The organism is Ralstonia sp. RRA, from assembly GCF_037023145.1.
In the GTDB taxonomy this organism is placed as follows: Bacteria; Pseudomonadota; Gammaproteobacteria; order Burkholderiales; family Burkholderiaceae; genus Ralstonia.
In genome coordinates this window covers 3741100-3758952 of record NZ_CP146091.1, presented here as the reverse complement: position 1 = coordinate 3758952, position 17853 = coordinate 3741100, and the positions used below count along the sequence as shown (strand labels likewise).

Here is a 17853-nt window from a genome sequence, read left to right as displayed (position 1 = left end):
ACGCGTCTGTCGACGTCCCCGGGCGGGGCCGGCCGCCGGGCCTCTGGTACAAGCCAGAAACCGGGTGGCATTCGTTATTGGAACGGGATTGTACCCCCGGCCGAAAGTTATCCACAAAGGATAAGTCTGTGGATAACCTGTGGAACTGCTGTGAGTAGCAGTGGACAACTGCTTTTGACACCCACCCGCAAACCTAATGCCGGCAAGGCTTTCACCGAAACGCCCCAGGCCGCACAAGGCGTTGGGGACAACTTGCAGGCGGGTGGATTTCTGGTGTGGAGCGCACGTTATCCCCAATCTGCCAGGGTTGACAGATTCAGCAAATATCGTTTAAATGGCGGGTTCTGCGATGCGCGGCAGGGGAGCGCACGCTTGTTCGCGTCAGACGCGGCGCCGGATTCGTCCAGCGCGCCTGATCCGGCTAAGGCCCGATACCGTCGGTGCCCGTGAACAACACAGCGCACGGCGGTCTGCGTGGGCGATTTCTCCTAATGAATCGACACCAGGCTTTGCGGGGCGACCCTAGGCCCGGCGCGTGCGGCAGCGTCCGCACCACCAATTAACAAGAGAGTGCATCATGAAGCGTACCTACCAACCTTCCGTTACCCGTCGCAAGCGCACCCACGGTTTCCGTGTCCGCATGAAGACCCGTGGTGGCCGTGCCGTGCTGAACGCACGCCGCGCCAAGGGCCGTAAGCGCCTGGCCATCTAAGACTGCCGCGCCCCGGGTGGCGGCCCCTGGCCGTTGCCCATGGCTTTTGCCGCAGTCTTACCCCCAGCCGGCGATGGGCTTGCACGCCTACCCCAAAGCCGCAAGGCTGACGAAAACGGATGAGTTCTCATCCGTTTTTGCTTTGCGGCCCGTCCGGCGCAGTCGTCACTTTGTGCTGTATGTGCGCGCCAATGGGCATCCCCAGGCGCGCCTGGGTGTGGTGATTGGCAAGAAATTTGCCAAGCGCGCCGTCGAGCGCAATCTCATCAAGCGCCAGTGCCGCGAGCTGTTTCGCCTGCGGCAGCCGTCTCTGGGCGGCCGCGACGTGCTGATCCGCCTGCACGCCAAGTTTCCACGCCAGGATGTGCCCACCGTGGCCGCGTTCAAGCGCATCTGCCACGAAGAGCTGTCGCACCTCTTTGAGATTGCGGCACGGCCGTTGCCGGCTCCGCCTGCCCCACCCGCTGCTTCCCAGCCTGCCGCCGGGAGCACGTCATGACGCGCGTGCTGTTGTTTCTGCTGCGCATCTATAAAGTGGCGTTCAGCCCCTTCGTGGGCGCGCAATGCCGCTTCCTGCCGACCTGCTCCGACTACGCGCGCGACGCCGTCATCACGCACGGGCCAGGCTATGGCAGTTATCTTGCGGCAAAACGTCTATGCCGCTGCCATCCATTCGCACAAGGCGGGTATGATCCTGTGCCGCCCGCCGCTGGCGACGCTGTGCCCCGCTCCACCGATTCCGCATCGACCGACGCGACCGCAGCCGACACGCAGGCTGTGCGGCCGTCGATTCACCTTCCCAGACCGTAATCCGACATGGATATCAAACGCACCATTCTCTGGGTGATCTTCTCGCTGGCGGTTGTCCTGCTGTTCGACAACTGGCAACGCGCGAATGGCCACCAGTCGATGTTCTTCCCGACGCCGCAGACGGCCACGACTGCCGCACCGGGCAGCACGCCCGCAGGCGACGTGCCGAAGAGCGCCGCAGCGGCAGCCGCAGGCACCCAGGCCGCTCCGGCCACGGGCGCAGTCTCGCAGGCACCGGCTTCGGAAAAGATCGTCATCACGACCGACGTGGTGCGCGCCACCATCGACACGGCCGGCGCGATCGTCACCAAGCTGGAGCTGTTGGACCAGAAGGACCACGATGGCAACCCGATGGTGCTCTTCGACCGCAGCGTCGAGCGCACCTATCTGGCGCGCTCGGGCATCATCGGCGGCGATTTCCCGAACCACACGACGGTGTTTGCGGCCTCGACCGGCCCGCGTGATCTGGGCACCAGCAACGATGTCTCCATCACGCTGACCGCCGACAAGGGCGGCGCCAAGCTGGTCAAGACGTACGTCTTCAAGCGCGGCAGCTACGTGATCGACACGCGCTTTGACGTGACCAACGACGGCACCGCACCGATCAACCCGACGCTGTACATGGAACTGGCCCGCGACGGCGGCGCGATTGAGCAATCGCGCTTCTACAGCACGTTCACCGGCCCGGCCGTGTACACCGACGGCGACAAGTTCCACAAGATCACCTTCTCCGACATCGACAAGGGCAAGGCACACGTGCCGGCCCCGACCGACAGCGGCTGGGTGGCGATGGTGCAGCACTACTTTGCCTCGGCCTGGATTCCGGCTGACAACGTCAAGCGTGAGTACTACGTCGACCGCGTCGACACCAACTTCTACCGCATCGGCATTCAGGAGCCGCTGGGCACGGTGGCGCCGGGCGCCAGCGTGTCGGCCACGGCACGCCTGTTCGCCGGCCCGCAGCAAGCGCGCATGCTTGAGGCCATCACCCCGGGCCTGGATCTGGTGAAGGACTATGGCTGGCTGACCATCGTCGCCAAGCCGCTGTTCTGGCTGCTGGAGAAGATTCACGGGCTGCTGGGCAACTGGGGCTGGTCGATCGTGGCACTGACGGTGCTGATCAAACTGGTGTTCTTCCCGCTGTCGGCCACGAGCTACCGTTCGATGGCCAAGATGAAGGACCTGCAGCCGCGCATGACGGCCATCCGCGAGCGCCACAAGGGCGATCCGCAGAAGATGAACCAGGAGATGATGACGCTGTACCGCACCGAGAAGGTCAATCCGCTCGGCGGCTGCCTGCCGATCGTGATCCAGATTCCGGTGTTCATGGCGCTGTACTGGGCACTGCTGTCGTCGGTGGAAATGCGCGGTGCGCCGTGGCTGGGCTGGGTGCACGATCTGTCGGCACCGGACCCGTTCTACATCCTGCCGGTGCTGATGGCCGTGTCGATGTTCGTGCAGACCAAGCTGAACCCGACCCCGCCGGACCCGGTGCAGGCCAAGGTGATGATGTTCATGCCGATCGCGTTCTCGGTGATGTTCTTCTTCTTCCCGGCTGGCCTGGTGCTGTACTGGGTGGTGAACAACTGCTTGTCGATCGCGCAGCAATGGTCGATCAACCGCATGCTGGGCACCAACAAGAAGGCCGCGCCTGCCAAGTAAGGCGAACGCGCTCCAGCAAAAAGGGCACCCTCGGGTGCCCTTTTTTCATGCCTGTCTCACGCGCTTCAAGCGGGTGTATGGCAGACCGCCTCGATGTTGTGGCCGTCCGGATCGCGCACAAAGGCGCCGTAGTAGTTCGGGTGTAGTGTGCGCGCAGGCCGGGGCCACCGTTGTCAGTGCCGCCGGCAGCCATCGCTGCTGCGTAGAACGCCTCCACCTCGGCGCGCGTGTCGACGCGAAACGCCACGTGCAGCGGCGGCGTGTTCGGCGTCTGCCCGGCCGTTGCGGCCGAGATCCAGAACTCCGCCTTGCCCGGCGGACCAAAGCCGGCCACATCGGTGTGCCCCGTCACGGCGGCTGGAAACTCCAGCACCTTGGCCAGGCCAATGGCGCCCAGTGCCTGTTCGTAAAACCGCTTGCTGGCCTCGAAGTCGCTGACAACGACGCCGGTGTGATCGATCATCCGAATCTCCCTGGTTGGAAACTGGCGCGCAACTGCGCGGCTGCCGCACAATACCGCCCATGACTGCTGCTGACCACCCCACGACCTTGCCAAGCGCCTCCGACGCCCCGCGCGCACCCATCCTCACCATTCCCATCGCAGCGATTGCCACTGCGCCTGGGCGCGGCGGCATTGGGGTCGTGCGCGTGTCGGGGCCTGACGTGCGCGCCGTCATGCAGGCCGTGTGCGGACGGCTGCTGACGCCACGCCAGGCAACCTACCTGCCCTTCCTTGACGCCGACGGCGGCGCCATCGACCGCGGCATCGCGCTGTGGTTTCCGGCACCGCATTCGTACACCGGCGAAGACGTGCTCGAACTGCAGGGCCACGGCGGCCCGGTGGTGATGCAACTGCTGCTGCAGCGCTGTCTGGCTGCCGGCCGCGAGATCGGCCTGCGCGTGGCGGAACCCGGCGAGTTCACGCGCCGCGCCTTCCTCAACGACAAGATGGATCTGGCGCAGGCTGAAGCCGTTGCCGACCTGATCGAGGCGAGCACCGAAGCGGCGGCGCGCTCAGCCGCACGCTCGCTCGACGGTGCGTTCTCGCAGGCGGTGCATGCGCTGGTCGAACGCGTGATCCATCTGCGCATGCTGGTGGAAGCAACGCTGGATTTTCCGGAAGAGGAAATCGACTTTCTCGAGGCCTCCGATGCGCGCGGGCAGCTTGCCGGCATTCGCACGGCGGTTGATGGTGTGCTGGCGCAGGCGCGACAGGGTGCACTCCTGCGCGAAGGCCTGCACGTGGTGCTGGCCGGGCAACCGAACGTGGGCAAATCGTCGTTGCTCAATGCCCTGGCCGGCGCGGAGCTTGCCATCGTCACGCCCATCGCCGGTACCACGCGCGACAAGGTGCAGCAGACCATCCAGATTGAAGGCATCCCGCTGAACATTGTCGACACGGCCGGCCTGCGCGATACGGAAGACGAGGTGGAGCGCATCGGCATCGAACGCACCTGGGCCGCCATCGCGCGTGCGGATGTGGTGCTGCACCTGCTGGATGCTGCGGACTATCGCAGCACCGGCCTGTCCGCCGAAGACACGGCCATCGACGCCCGCATCGCTGAACACGTACCGACTGGCGTGCCGACGCTGCGTGTCATCAACAAGATCGACCTGACGGGTGTGGCCGTGGCCGGCCGCGTGGATGCCGTGCCGCCAGAGGTCTGGCTCTCAGCGCGCGATGGTGTGGGCGTTGAACTTCTGCGCGCGGCATTGCTGGAGATTGCCGGCTGGCAGGGCGGCGGCGAGGGGTTGTACCTGGCGCGTGAACGCCATCTCGCGGCCTTGCGCTCGGCCAAGGAACACCTGGCCTTTGCGGCTGAGCATGCCGATCAGCAAGCGCAATCGCTCGATCTGTTTGCCGAGGAACTGCGGCTGGCGCAGGAGGCATTGAACAGCATCACGGGAGCGTTCTCCAGTGATGATCTGCTAGGTGTGATCTTTAGTCGGTTCTGTATCGGCAAGTAGTCAGGCGCCCAGGGGTGCCCAAGATTGCCGAGACGTCCCAATCATCCGGATGACGATGTTTGAGGCTGCTGATGCCGTGAGACCCTGCGCCAAAGGCACGCGCAGAATCACGCGGCACAGCAGGACTTCAGCCGTTGCCTACGCGGCCCCCTCACTGACAACGATGAACTCGCTGGCCGCCTGGCGTTGAATGGCAGCCATGATGGCGAACTCGGGCTTGCTGTAGGGTTCGCTGGCGACCACGCCGGTGGCATGCTTGGCCTTCGCCCCGAGAGGGTAGAAGACAAACTGCGTGCTGTGCGACACATCCGGCTCGGCTCGCAGGCGCTTGTTGAGGATCTTCAGGTACTTCTTCTTGGTGACCTTCTTTGCAGCCATGTCGCCCTCCAACTGGTGATGGTGTCGGTCAGCATACCAGTGTTGATCTTGCGGATAGCGATCGACGATTGGCTGGGAGAACTCCCGCATCGTTGGACACCCGGCGCTATCTCACCGGCACGACGGGCTCACCGGGTGCTTACAATCAGAAGAATCAGTACGCCGATTCTGGAAGACGCCTTGGCCACGCCCTATACCGGCGACGTCGATGTCGTCGTCGCGGGCAGCGGCGCCTCGATTACCGTGCAGCAACAGGAGAACCCGATGATCAAAGTCAGTGTCATGTACCCGTACGCCGCAGGCGCCCGATTCGATCATGCGTACTACCGCGAGCGGCATATGCCCATGATGAAACAGCTGCTCGGCGCTGCGTGTCTGTACTACACGATCGACAAGGGCATCGCAGGGGGTGCGCCGGGCGCTGACCCTGTTTACGTGGCCAAGTGCGACTTCGTCTGTACTTCTGTCGAAGCATTCCTGGCAGCCCGCGCCCCGCACGCGCAGGAGATTCGGGCCGACATCGCCAATTACACGGATATCCAACCCGTGCTGCAAATCAGTGAGGTGGTCGTGGAGCGTTCGGAGGCCTGAAAACGGTTCAGGTAAGCCATCCGTAGCTCAGCGCCGGGTTCTGTATCGAAGTAGCGAACGGCCCGCTGAAACGCAGGACCGCTCGCCGAGGGCATCCCCCTCACCCCCCGACCCGAACCACCACCTTGCCGAAGTGCCGCCCCGACTGCAGGTAGTCATACGCGGCCGGCACCTCATCAAAACCGAAGACACGATCGACCACCGGGCGGATCTGCTGCACGTCGACCAGCCGAACCACCTCGTCGAGCACCGTGCGGCTGCCGACGATCACACCGTGCAGGTGCTTGGCAACGTCGAACAGACTGCGCAGGCCGAAATCCACGCCCGCAAAGCCGCTCAGCAAACCCGTGATGGAGACGACACCGCCCAGCCGGGTGGCCGCAATCGAGCGCGCCATCGTGTCGTATCCACCCACCTCCACCACCACGTCGGCGCCCGCGCCACCGGTCAGCCGCAACACTTCGTGCTGCCACTCGGGCACGGTACGGTAGTTGATGGTTGCATCCGCGCCGAGCTGCCGAGCCCGCGCCAGCTTCTCATCGCTGGATGAGGTGATGATGGCGCGCAGCCCCGCCGCCTTTGCCAACTGCAGCGCCCAGATCGAGACGCCGCCCGTCCCCAGCAGCAGCGCCGTCGCCCCCGGCTTGACCACGGCATTCGCGAACAGCGCATTCCAGGCCGTGATTCCCGCGCAGGAGATCGTGGCCGCCTCCTCAAAACTCAGGTGCGCAGGAATCGCGGCCAGCGTGGATTCGTCGGCGACAAACTGTTCGGCCAGCACACCATCGAATGTCGCACCGGGCGATTCGGCAATCTTCCAAAGTGCGATTTCGCCGTCGATCCAGTTCGGGAAATAGGTGTTGATCACGCGATCCCCCGGTTTGAACCGGGTCACACGCGCCCCCACCGCAACCACCTCGCCTGCGCCATCGCTCAGCGCAATGCGCGGTGTGCCATCGATGCCCGGGTAGTCGCCGCGCGCGGCCATCCAGTCGCGGTAGTTCAGGGAGGCCGCCCGCATGCTCACAAGCACCTCAGCGGGCCCTGGCTCTCGTGCGTCCGTGTCGATCTGCTGCAATCCCGCAATGCCGTGTCCCGGCCTGACTTGCCATGCTTTCATGTGAATTCCCCGTTCCAATGAAGCACCGATCTTATTGTTTCCACATGAGACGCATTGACTCCATTTGGTAGACTCACCGTCGCCCGTGAGGCACCATTTGATCAACCGAAACGGAGCAGGTTTGGATGGACGATCGGCTCAGCGGCGTGGCCGAATTTGTGAACGTGGTCGAGTCGGGCAGCTTTGCGGCGGCGGCGGCGCAGTTGGGGGTCACGCGCTCGGCGGTGGCCAAGGTCATCGCCCGGCTGGAGCAGCGCCTGAACACGCGGCTGCTGCAGCGAACGACCCGCAGCCTGAACCTGACCGGCGAAGGCGCGCTTTACTACGAGCAATGCAAGCGTCTGCTGACCGAGTTGAGCGAAACGGAAGCGGCCTTGCTCGCCAGCCGGCGCGAGCCGACCGGCTGCTTGCGGATGACCGTGCCCGTGCTGTTCGGCAGACAGTGCATTGCGCCCGTCATGCGTCGACTGATCGAGCGTCACCCGCTGCTGGAAGTCGAGATCGCGTTCAGTGACCGCATGGCGGACCTGGTGGAAGACCGCTTCGACATCGCCGTACGCATGGGCCCGCTGCCGGACCACGCCACGCTGGTCAGCCGCCAGTTGGGCTTCAATCGGATGGCGCTCTGCGCGTCGCCCGCCTATCTCGAACAGCACGGCCACCCGGCAACGCTGCACGATCTGGATGCACATGCCTGCATCGTCTACGCGCGCGGCGCGCACCACACGCCGTGGCGCCTTCCTGGGCCGGATGGGCAGATGCAGACCTATCAGCCCGCATCGCGCCTGCGGCTGGATGACCTGCTCTCCATCGCAGACGCCGCAGCAGCGGGGGCGGGGCTGGCATGGCTGCCCTGCTGGCTCATTCCGTCATACTTGACCGCTGGCCAGCTCAGGGTCGTCATGGGCCATGAGGGCGTGCTCGATGCGCAGATCAACGTGCTCTGGCTGAAGACCCGCCACATGCCACTCAAAGTGCGCGTGGCCATCGACGCCCTTGTCGATGAGGTACCTCGCCTGCTGGCGCACGTTTGAACCACCGCAGCCATTCACCAACGGAGACACCGGTGCGCAAGGTCCGCCACTACCTGAACAACCGCGTCGTACTGGGCCTGACGTTGCTCGGCCTCTCCGGCGCAGCCACCGCGCAGGCCGGCTACACGCTGATGCCCATACGTAACGGCGTCAACGCGCTGAAACTGCGCAGCTACGATGCAATCGCCGTCCGCGCATGGCGCGAGAACTTCAATGCGCACAGCTTTGATGTGGTGACCTTCTTTGTGCGCGACGGCGCAGCAGGCCGCGCGCAACCCTGGAGCCTCGTACCGATCTTCCGCCGCAATGACGGCGGCGGTGGCAATGAGCAAGAGCAACTGCACGTAACGACCGGCGGTGGCGCAGACTGCCTGCTGCATGACTTCCGGCTTCTGCTCGCGCAGGGCGGCAAGCCCGCCGTGCTCATCCTCGCCAACCGCGAAGCCGGTGCCAGCTACGCCGCCGATGCCAACGTACGCTTCGACTACTACGTGCTGACGGAGAACACCGATGGCACACCGGGCCATCCCAGGCTGTCGTTCCGCTGGCAGAAGTCTCAACCCGCACGCGCGCAATACTGCGACGTGAACCGCGCCTTCGACCAGGAACTGCATCTGGGCACGTCGAGCGGCACCGCCAACGTGGCGGATGGGCCGTAACCGACACAGCCAACCACCACCATGAGCGCCATGTCCACCTACCCCGTCTCCGTCAAGGGCGTGCTGCGCGCGCCCACCGGTGAGGTCGTTTTGCTGCTCAATGAGCGCGAAGCGTGGGAGCTGCCCGGCGGCCGTATCGAGCTAGGGGAATCGTCCGCCGAGTGCCTCGCGCGCGAGATTGCGGAAGAGCTGAACCTGGCGGCGCACGTTGGCGCACCCATCGATACGTATCTGTTCGACGTCGTGCCAGGCAAGCATGTGTTCATCGCCACGTATGACTGCACGCTGGTTGGCCCGTTTGCGCCGGTGGTGAGCCACGAGCACAAGCGGCTCGGGCTGTTTGCGCCGGATGCGCTGCCGATGAATCTGCCTGACGGGTATCGCGCATCGATTGCGGCAGTGTGCGGCGCGTCGGTCCAACCGGTTTAGCAGACATGGGCCGAGGCCGGTACTACAACTGGTGGCGGCGCGCCGGCGAGACCGCCGAAGCGCTCTTCTACGCCAATGGCTGGGCGGCCCGCGCCGCGCATGCGCTCGGCCTGCAGGGGCGCCTGCATATTGATCGCCGTGATGTAACAGTGCCGTTGAGTGCACCGTCGGCCGAGCCGCTCAGAGTCGCCTTCGCTTCAGACTTCCACGCGGGACCCTTGACCGATCCACGCCTGCTGGATGCCATGCAGCAAGCGATCGCGGCGTTCGCACCGCACGTGATCCTGCTCGGCGGCGATTTCGTTTCGCTGCATCACAGACATGTCACCGGATTGGCCGCGCGTTTGCGGGAACTGCCGGCACCGGCCGGCAAGTTTGGTGTGTTCGGCAATCACGATCTTTGGGTGGATGACACGTTCATCCGCCTGCAACTGGAGGCGGCGGACGTGCGCATGCTCGTCAACGAAGCGGTGCGCCTGCCGCCGCCCTATGACGAGCTCTATGTATGTGGGCTCGATGAGCCAGGCGTCGGGCAACCAGACCCCGCCCGCACGTTCAGCGGCGCCGGTGCACGCAGGCTGTTGCTGATGCATTCGCCGCTGGGCTTACGGCACGTACGTGCCTATCCGTTCGATCTTGCGTTCTGCGGCCACACCCACGGTGGGCAGATCGCGCGCCCGGATGGCCGTCCGATCGTACTGCCGTCGGGCTCCGGCGACCGACGCTTTGCCAGCGGGTACTTTGAATTGGCGGAAGGCGGGCGGCTGGTGACCAGCCGCGGCATCGGCATGAGCGATCTGCCGATCCGGTTGTTTTCACCGTCAGAGGTGCATCTCTACACCATTCAGGCGGCTAGCTAGGCGCGACCTCTGGGACTATCCATCCCCACCCCACTGCCAACGCGGCGGCGCCCTCCACCAGCACACCAACCCGCACCGGTTCCGGCTCGACACGAAAGTATTCCGCATACGCGGCGATCCCCACCTGCTCATCCGGTTCATCGACTGCTTGCCCCGAGCGGGCACTGACCGCGGGATACCACGCATCAATTCTGATACATCCACCCCGTCTGGCGCGCTCGCGATCCGTGACCGCCATGGAAAACGCCCACCCCGATTGGGTTTGCGCCCGATGGCGCGCTCCTTGCAGTGATCCCAACGCGACCGCGTGCGAGCCTCGACAGAGCAATGTCGACCAACGCACGAGGGCCGCAGGGGAGAGCGCAATCAGGATTGGATCGAGCAGGGGCGCGACAGAGCGCGGGGGCTATGCACCCCAGCCATATCTGCGTGGCGCACCCGTAGCGTGAGTTGCGATCCGATCAATAGTGAAAACAACAGGGGGACGTTGCGCGAGTGAAACGCCGAGCGCGTTGCGGTGAAAGACCTAACCGCTTAAGTCGAAACGCTCGCGGCCTAGACACGTCTAGGGAGACGTCCGTGAAAAAGACCGTCTATTTGTGGGTAGCAATGGGGGTGATGTTCGTTGGCAGCGCGCAGGCGCAGGAGATATTTCTGCAAGGTGGTACACAGGGTGCCGGCATTGGAGCGGCAGTAAGCTTCAATTCGATGCTTGGCGCGCATGTCGATTTCAATGCGATCAACTTGTCGCACAACTTCAGCTTCGGCGGCAATCGCTATCAGGATGACATTCGGCTTCGGCAGGGGGGCATTTACGCCGACATCTTCCCCTTGCGTGACTGCGGCTTTCGAACAACCGCTGGTGCACGATTTTCCGACGACGAACTCAGCGGCACCTCGGTGCCAACCAATGGCACATACACGTTCGCCGGCAGAAAGGTTCGCGCATTGCCGGGCATGTATGCCGTCGCAAAAGCCCGATATCCAACCGTGATGCCATATTTCGGCATCGGCTACGGCCATCGGCCGGAGTCCAAGGGGTTCGGCTTCATTGCGGATCTCGGTGTCGCTTATGGCATACCAAAATCTTCCTATACCCTGTCGCCGCAATTGGCCGCAAGGGTCGGCCCCGTAAATAGTCAGCTTATCGCCACGAATGGCCTGCAGCAGCTGCGAAGCGAGATGTCGCGCTATCGCTGGTATCCCGTAATACAGATCGGGGTGTCATATCGGTTCTGAGTGGGGCCCTTGTTACACCGGTGCGCCGAAACGGCGCGCTGAACGACTTGAGGCCCACAACCAGCAAAAACCACGCGACGGTGTTCGAAGACGCGCAGGTGGGAAAGATGTGCAAGTCTGCGGCAGGCAGCGCCGAGGCGTCGACTGCGGTTTCGATAACAACGCCGATGTAGTCGGCGCGATCAACATTCTGGCGCAAGGGGATCGCGTTGCAGCCTGTGGAGAGCCGGTGCAGTCGCGCCACTCGACACCGAACAGCTCGACTAGGCTGAAGTGCAGCCACCAGTGCCGCCTGTCGCAACGGTTTGGGGTGCATCTGTGCGGCAAGCGTTTGGTGTGCCAGGAGATTCCCGGCGACTACGCGTTCATGCAACCGGAATTCGTCGTCCTGCTGGAGAAGCGGGCTGGCCCCTACCTGCGTTGTTAGCTGCTGGCGCGACGGTCAATTCCCACCCCAGCGCCAGCGCGGCGGCTCGCCCTTCCACCAGCACACCAGCACGAGCAACAGACTCAGCGCCAGCGTATAGAGCACGAAACTCACCGGCTGGGCATGCGGGCGCAGCACAACAATGCCTGCCGCCAGCAGCACGGCATAGATGGCGATCACCACCCAGCCTTGCCAGCGAGACGGCAGCCCCCAACCCCACCCGTAGCGCTTGGCAGGGAACCAGTAGTCGTTGGAATGGGTTGGCATCGTCGCCTCGAGAAGCTGGGGTCAAAGGACGGATGCGTCGTCCCCCGCAGGCTTGGGCAAATGGGCCTCAGCCTCGGCGTTACGACGCGCCGCACGCTCAACGCCAATGTACTCGATGGCAAACAGGGCAAGGATGGCCAGCAGGGCGCCCGCGCCGAGCAGCCAATGGCTCATCAGGTTCATGATCGGAAGACGCATTGCGTCTGCAGTCTGGGATACCTGCAGCGTACGGCTGTGCCCGTCAAAAAGTCGTAAAGAGACGAGGGGGCCGCGCAAAATTCGCATCTATGGCGATGCGAGGGATGGGCGAGGAGGAGAGTGTGCGCGACAAACGCCAACAGCCAGCCGGTCAATCACCGCTGGCGGAAGTCGTTTGCAACAGAACATGCGCGCGAAGGCGCGCCGAAGCCGCGGAGAACGGCGCTTGGGCCATCAACCGCATCTTGCGAGCTTCTGTATCGGGGGTTGGAGCGTTGGCCGGGTCCCGAAAGGGCTTTCGGGTGCGTGCAAGGCACACTACGAACCAAGCTCGGCGAACTGGAAGTCGATCGACTCCACACCGCCAACGGCAGCACCCAGTTGGTGCTACCGGAACAACGACACGATCTTAGTAAAGCTTCTTCGGCAGCATTTGCGAACGCAGGCGTTTACGCGTGCGCGACACAGCGGCAGCCTTCTTGCGCTTGCGCTCGGTGGTCGGCTTTTCGTAAGCGGTGCGGGCGCGCAGTTCCTTGATCAGGCCAGTGCGCTCGATTTCACGGCGGAAGCGGCGCAGCGCAACTTCAACCGGTTCGTTTTCTTTCAGACGGACAGTGGTCATCGTATCCCTTACTCAGTATTCGGGTGGACGGCGAAACAGCGGATTATATACCGCCCAGAGGGCGTGCAGTGTAGTTGAATTGGTTTACCGATGCAAGCACCGGTTTTGCGTGGCCAATCAGGCACTTTTGAACCATCCGCCGTCGCGTGGAGACGACGGCGGACGATACGTGCTGAAGGATCAGCGAGCCGGCGTCATGTCCGGTGCGGCAGGTGCCGCGCCCGGCGCTGCCGTCGGTTGTGCCTGCTTGACGGCCGCAATGGTGCTGCTTTCCTGCAGACCGCCGCCCAGCGCCGTATACAGATCGATGGCGTTGGTCAGGCGGGCCAGGCGCGTCTGCACCAGGGTCTGATCGGCGCTGAACAGGTCACGTTGCGCATCGAGCACATCGAGGAAGCTCGACACGCCGTTGCGGTAGCGCTGGTCAGACAGCGTCAGACGCTCGGCCGTGGCATCGCGGAAGCGCTTCTGCGCCGCCACCTGCTCTTCCAGCGTGCCGCGCGCCACAAGGGCGTCAGACACTTCCCGGAACGCGGTCTGGATGGTCTTCTCGTAGGTGGCGACTGCAATCTTCTGGTTGGCCTTGGTGGAGTCCAATTGGAAGACGCGTGTGCCCCAGTCGAAGATCGGCAGCGTGAGGTTCGGCACGAACGACCACAGTCCGGTGCCGGCCTTGAACAGGTCATGCAGCGCGCCACTGGCCGTGCCCACGTTGGACGTCAACCCGATGCTCGGGAAGAACGCCGCACGGGCGACGCCGATGTTGGCATTGGCGGCGATCAGCTTCTGCTCGGCCTGGCGGATGTCCGGGCGCTGCTCCAACAGCTCCGACGGCAGGCCCGGCGGAATGTCGGCCACGATCTTCTCCGACGACACCGTGGTCGGGGCCGGCAGATCGGCAGGCAGCGGCGCACCCACCAGCAGCACCAGGGCGTTGGTCGCTTGGGCGTATTGGCGCGTGAGCTGGGCGACCGACACGCGGGCCGATTCCACCAGCGTTTCGGTCTGGCGCAGGTCCAGCGCCGACGAGGCGCCCACGTCAAAGCGCTGCTTGGCGAGCTTGTAGTAGTCCTCGCGACCCTTCAGGGTCTGCTGGGCCAGCTCAAGCTGCTCGGCATAGGCGCGCTCGTTCAGGTAGGCCTTCGCCACCTGCGAGATCAGGCTGATCTGCGCGGCGCGCTGGCCCTCTGCGGTCGCCAGGTAGCTGGCGCGCGCGGAGCGCGTTACGTCGCCCACGCTGAACAGGTTGACCTGGTAGTTGCTGATGCCCACACCAAGCTGATACTGCTTGGTGATGATGTCCTGCCCGGTCTGCGAGATCGACTGCGGCGTCAGGCTGCGCGTGTACGTGGCAGACGCGTTGACCGGCGGCAGCAGCTCAGCGACCTGCAGGCGGTACTGCGCACGTGCGGCCTCGACGTTGAGCATGGCCACGCGCAGGTCGCGGTTGTTCTCGAGCGACAGGCCGATCAGCTTCTGCAGGCGCGGATCGGGGAAAAACTCGCGCCAACCGAGATCGGTGGCACGCGGAGCGTTCTCGCCCGGCTTGGCGCTGTCAGCCGGCACGGCATAGCCGGCCGGTGCCTGCGGGTAGGCGCTCGTTACCGGAGCATCCGGGCGCTCATAGGTCGGCGCCAGCGAGCAGCCGGACAGGACGCCGGCGGCCAGCAGGAGCGCCGGCAACAGCGCGGGGGTTCTGAGAGTCATCTTGTTCTGCATGTTCAGATTTCCTCGTCCAGCGGGCGATGTGCAGCATCCAGGCGGCGTTGTCGCTCGCTGCCCTTGAAGATGCGACGGACCACCACGAAGAACACGGGCACCAGCACCACGGCCAGCACCGTCGCGGTAATCATCCCGCCCATCACGCCGGTACCGATGGCGCGTTGGCTGGCGGAGCTGGCACCCGTGGCAATCGCCAGCGGCAGCACGCCCAGGATGAACGCGAACGACGTCATGATGATCGGGCGGAACCGCAGGTGCACGGCTTCCAGCGTGGCCTCGATGAGGCCCTTGCCTTGCGCCTGCAAATCCTTCGCGAATTCGATGATCAGAATCGCGTTCTTGGCGGACAAGCCCACCACCGCAATCAGACCGACCTTGAAGTACACGTCATCGGGCATCGCGCGCAGTGTCACGCCCAGCAGTGCGCCGAGCACGCCCAGCGGCACCACCAGAATCACGGCTGCCGGAATCGACCAGCTTTCATACAACGCAGCCAGCACCAGGAACACCGCCAGCAGCGACAGGGCGTACAGCGCGGGCGCTTGCGAGCCCGAAGCCTTTTCCTGCAGCGACTGACCCGTCCACTCATAGCCGATACCCGCCGGCAGCTTGGCGGCCAGGCGTTCCATCTCGGCCATGGCGTCACCCGAGCTGGCGCCCGGCGCGGCCGCACCCGACAGACGAACCGCCGGATAGCCGTTGTAGCGCACGAGCTGCACCGGACCGACGATCCAGTGGCCCTTGGCGAACGTCGACATCGGCACCATGTTGCCCTGCCCGTTGCGCACGTACAGGTTCATGATGTCTTCGGGCTGCATGCGGTTGATCTTGTCCGCTTGCACGATCACGCGTTGCTGACGACCGTAGTTCGGGAAGTCGTTCGCATACGCCGAACCCAGCGCCGTCGACAGCACGGCGTTGATGTCGGTGAACGACACGCCCAGCGCATTGGCCTTCTCGCGGTCGATATCCACTTGGTACTGCGGCGAATCTTCCAGACCTTCCGGGCGCATGCCCGTGATGATCTTGCTTTGCGACGCCATCCCCATCAGTTGATTGCGGGCTGCCATCAGGGCGTCGTGGCCCAGGCCACCGCGGTCCTGCAAGCGGAAGGTGAAGCCCGTTGCGTTACCCAGTTCCGGAATCGGCGGCGGGTTCAGCGGGAACACGATCGCATCGCGAATGCCACCGAACAGCGCGCCGAAGGCACGGCCAGCCACGGCATCGGCGGTTTGATCCTTGCCCTTGCGCTCGCTCCAGTCCTTGAATGGGGTGAACACAATACCGGCGTTCGGCCCGTTACCCGAGAAGCTGAAGCCCTGCACGGCCACGATGTTCTCGACGGCCTTTTCGTGCTTGTAGTAGTTCTCGACCTGCTTGATCACTTCCAACGTGCGGTTGGCCGATGCGCCCGGCGGCAACTGGATGTTGGTCACGATGTAGCCCTGGTCTTCGGTCGGCAGGAACGAAGACGGCAGGCGCAGGAACAGGAGCACCACCGCCGCGATCAGCGCAACATAGATGACCATGTAGCGGAAGGTCTTCTTCAGCATGCGCTCCACGAAGCTTTGGTAGCGGTTCGTGGTGCTCGAGAACATGCGGTTGAACCAGCCGAAGAAGCCCGTCTTCTCGTGATGCGAACCCTTCTCGATCGGCTTGAGCAGCGTCGAGCACAGTGCCGGCGTGAGCGTCAGCGCCATGAGTGCCGAGAAGAAGATCGACGACACCATCGACAGCGAGAACTGGCGATAGATCGCGCCCACCGAACCCGAGAAGAACGCCATCGGGATGAACACGGCCATCAGCACCAGCGTAATCCCGATGATGGCGCCCGTGATCTGGCCCATGGCCTTGCGGGTGGCTTCGCGCGGGGGCAAACCCTCCTCGCTCATGATCCGCTCGACGTTTTCGACCACCACGATGGCATCGTCCACGAGAATACCGATCGCCAGCACGAGGCCGAACATCGTCAGCACGTTGATCGAGAAGCCCAACGCGTTCATCACGGCAAACGCGCCCAAGAGCGAGATCGGCACCACGATCGACGGCACCAGCGTGTAGCGGATGTTCTGCAGGAACAACAGCATCACCAGGAACACCAGCACCATGGCCTCGAACAGCGTCTTGACCACTTCTTCGATCGAGATCTGGACGAACTTCGAGGTGTCGTACGGCACCTTGTACTCCACACCGGCCGGGAAGTACTTCGACAGTTCTTCCAGCTTGGCCTTCACGGCCTTGGCCGTGCCCAGCGCGTTACCCGTGGGGGAGAGCTGCACACCAATGGCCGAGATGGGCTGGCCGTTGATCCGCGCAGACGTCGAGTAGGTCTGGCCGCCCAGCTCCAGGCGTGCCACATCCTTCACGCGCACCAGCGAACCGTCCGGCTTGGACACCAGCACGATGTTGCCGAATTGCTCGGTGGTCGTGAGCTGGCCTTCCACCACGACCGTCGCCGCGAGCGGCTGGTCGGAGACGGACGGCAGATCGCCGATCGTACCGGCGGACACCAGCGAGTTCTGTGCGCGGATGGCGTTGTAGACGTCGGTCGGGGTCAGCTTGTAGCCGACCAGCTTGGCTGGGTCGATCCAGACGCGCATCGCGCGTTCCGTACCGAACAGCACCGCTTGACCCACACCCGGCACGCGCTTGATTTCGTTGAGCACGTTGCGCGAGATGTAGTCACCCAGCGCCACCGGGTCCATCTTGCCGTCGGTGGACGCCAGCGTGGCGAACAGCAGGAAGTTCGAGCGGGCCTTGTCGACCTGCACGCCTTGCTGCGTCACCTGCGAAGGCAGACGCGCTTCCACGCGCTTGAGGCGGTTCTGCACGTCCACCTGCGCCAGCGCAGGGTCCGTACCGGCCTTGAACGTCACGGTGATGGTTGCCTGGCCGTTACCGCCCTGGCTGACCGACTCCATATAGAGCAGGCCATCCGCGCCGTTCATTTCCTGCTCGATGATGCTGGTGACGGATTCGTCCAGCGTCTTCGCGTTCGCACCCGGGTACGTTGCCGTGATGATGACTGACGGCGGCGCAATGGTCGGGTACTGCGAGATCGGCAGTTGGGTGATCGAAATCGCCCCAGCCAGGATGATGAACAGCGCGAGCACCCAGGCAAAGACCGGGCGATCGATGAAAAACTTTGCCATGCG

Annotated in this window: 18 protein-coding genes and 2 pseudogenes; 12 read left to right on the top strand and 8 right to left on the bottom strand. The window is 64.0% G+C overall.

The genetic code is table 11. The features are described 5' to 3' along the window. Positions 1-577: 577 nt before the first annotated feature. The 4 genes from rpmH (at position 578) to yidC (ending at position 3184) form a co-directional block, all read left to right on the top strand. A complete protein-coding gene (gene rpmH / locus V6657_RS18055; protein WP_003262958.1) occupies positions 578-712 on the top strand; it encodes a 50S ribosomal protein L34 in 135 nt (44 codons plus the stop codon). A 73-nt stretch (positions 713-785) separates the two neighbouring features. Beyond that, positions 786-1211 carry a ribonuclease P protein component gene (gene rnpA / locus V6657_RS18050; RefSeq protein WP_048934415.1) on the top strand — a complete coding sequence of 142 codons (426 nt, stop codon included), beginning with the start codon at positions 786-788 and terminating at the stop codon, positions 1209-1211. Then, positions 1208-1522: a membrane protein insertion efficiency factor YidD gene (gene yidD, locus V6657_RS18045; RefSeq protein ID WP_021196882.1), complete on the top strand. Its 315-nt coding sequence runs from the start codon at positions 1208-1210 to the stop codon at positions 1520-1522. Before rnpA ends, yidD begins: the two co-directional genes overlap by 4 nt. Positions 1523-1528: 6 nt before the next feature. Further along, the gene (gene yidC / locus V6657_RS18040) at positions 1529-3184 is read left to right on the top strand and encodes a membrane protein insertase YidC (protein WP_048934414.1); all 1656 of its coding nucleotides are present in this window, start codon (positions 1529-1531) and stop codon (positions 3182-3184) included. Positions 3185-3249: 65 nt separating this feature from the next. Here the strand turns inward: yidC and V6657_RS18035 are convergent. Then, a pseudogene (locus V6657_RS18035) lies at positions 3250-3647 on the bottom strand (VOC family protein). 59 nt (positions 3648-3706) lie between these two features. Here V6657_RS18035 and mnmE point away from each other — a divergent pair. Next, positions 3707-5152: a tRNA uridine-5-carboxymethylaminomethyl(34) synthesis GTPase MnmE gene (gene mnmE, locus V6657_RS18030; RefSeq protein WP_048934412.1), complete on the top strand. Its 1446-nt coding sequence runs from the start codon at positions 3707-3709 to the stop codon at positions 5150-5152. Between the two features lie 138 nt (positions 5153-5290). Here the strand turns inward: mnmE and V6657_RS18025 are convergent, their stop codons facing one another. After that, positions 5291-5530, bottom strand: a complete 240-nt coding sequence (locus tag V6657_RS18025; protein ID WP_048934411.1) for a hypothetical protein — start codon at positions 5528-5530, stop codon at positions 5291-5293. Positions 5531-5794: 264 nt separating this feature from the next. Between V6657_RS18025 and V6657_RS18020 the strand changes: the two genes are divergently transcribed. After that, on the top strand, positions 5795-6121 hold the full coding sequence (locus V6657_RS18020) for an EthD family reductase (RefSeq protein ID WP_048934485.1): 327 nt from the start codon (positions 5795-5797) through the stop codon (positions 6119-6121). A gap of 100 nt (positions 6122-6221) precedes the next feature. On the opposite strand, the gene V6657_RS18015 is transcribed toward V6657_RS18020, so the two are convergent. Continuing rightward, on the bottom strand, positions 6222-7241 hold the full coding sequence (locus tag V6657_RS18015; protein WP_048934410.1) for an NAD(P)-dependent alcohol dehydrogenase: 1020 nt from the start codon (positions 7239-7241) through the stop codon (positions 6222-6224). 125 nt (positions 7242-7366) lie between these two features. Between V6657_RS18015 and V6657_RS18010 the strand changes: the two genes are divergently transcribed. The 6 genes and pseudogenes from V6657_RS18010 to V6657_RS17985 all read left to right on the top strand — a co-directional run. Then, the gene (locus tag V6657_RS18010; RefSeq protein ID WP_048934409.1) at positions 7367-8275 is read left to right on the top strand and encodes a LysR family transcriptional regulator; all 909 of its coding nucleotides are present in this window, start codon (positions 7367-7369) and stop codon (positions 8273-8275) included. A 32-nt stretch (positions 8276-8307) separates the two neighbouring features. Then, positions 8308-8934: a hypothetical protein gene (locus tag V6657_RS18005; protein ID WP_048934408.1), complete on the top strand. Its 627-nt coding sequence runs from the start codon at positions 8308-8310 to the stop codon at positions 8932-8934. Positions 8935-8964: 30 nt separating this feature from the next. Further along, the gene (locus V6657_RS18000) at positions 8965-9363 is read left to right on the top strand and encodes an NUDIX hydrolase (protein ID WP_048934407.1); all 399 of its coding nucleotides are present in this window, start codon (positions 8965-8967) and stop codon (positions 9361-9363) included. A gap of 5 nt (positions 9364-9368) precedes the next feature. Further along, the gene (locus V6657_RS17995) at positions 9369-10223 is read left to right on the top strand and encodes a metallophosphoesterase (protein WP_048934406.1); all 855 of its coding nucleotides are present in this window, start codon (positions 9369-9371) and stop codon (positions 10221-10223) included. A gap of 579 nt (positions 10224-10802) precedes the next feature. After that, positions 10803-11462 carry a hypothetical protein gene (locus V6657_RS17990; RefSeq protein ID WP_048934404.1) on the top strand — a complete coding sequence of 220 codons (660 nt, stop codon included), beginning with the start codon at positions 10803-10805 and terminating at the stop codon, positions 11460-11462. Positions 11463-11739: 277 nt separating this feature from the next. Continuing rightward, positions 11740-11889, top strand: a pseudogene (locus V6657_RS17985) (phosphotyrosine protein phosphatase); the annotation flags it as partial. A gap of 15 nt (positions 11890-11904) precedes the next feature. On the opposite strand, the gene V6657_RS17980 reads toward V6657_RS17985, so the two are convergent. The 5 genes from V6657_RS17980 to V6657_RS17960 form a co-directional block, all read right to left on the bottom strand. Continuing rightward, a complete protein-coding gene (locus V6657_RS17980) occupies positions 11905-12156 on the bottom strand; it encodes a hypothetical protein (RefSeq protein WP_048934403.1) in 252 nt (83 codons plus the stop codon). A gap of 21 nt (positions 12157-12177) precedes the next feature. Then, positions 12178-12354: a hypothetical protein gene (locus tag V6657_RS17975; protein ID WP_160315298.1), complete on the bottom strand. Its 177-nt coding sequence runs from the start codon at positions 12352-12354 to the stop codon at positions 12178-12180. A gap of 409 nt (positions 12355-12763) precedes the next feature. Further along, positions 12764-12976 (bottom strand): 30S ribosomal protein S21, encoded by a 213-nt coding sequence (gene rpsU / locus V6657_RS17970; protein ID WP_021196898.1) that lies wholly within the window; start codon positions 12974-12976, stop codon positions 12764-12766. A gap of 180 nt (positions 12977-13156) precedes the next feature. Beyond that, positions 13157-14695: an efflux transporter outer membrane subunit gene (locus V6657_RS17965; RefSeq protein ID WP_048934402.1), complete on the bottom strand. Its 1539-nt coding sequence runs from the start codon at positions 14693-14695 to the stop codon at positions 13157-13159. A 2-nt stretch (positions 14696-14697) separates the two neighbouring features. Continuing rightward, on the bottom strand, positions 14698-17850 hold the full coding sequence (locus V6657_RS17960) for an efflux RND transporter permease subunit (RefSeq protein ID WP_048934401.1): 3153 nt from the start codon (positions 17848-17850) through the stop codon (positions 14698-14700). Positions 17851-17853 lie beyond the last annotated feature (3 nt).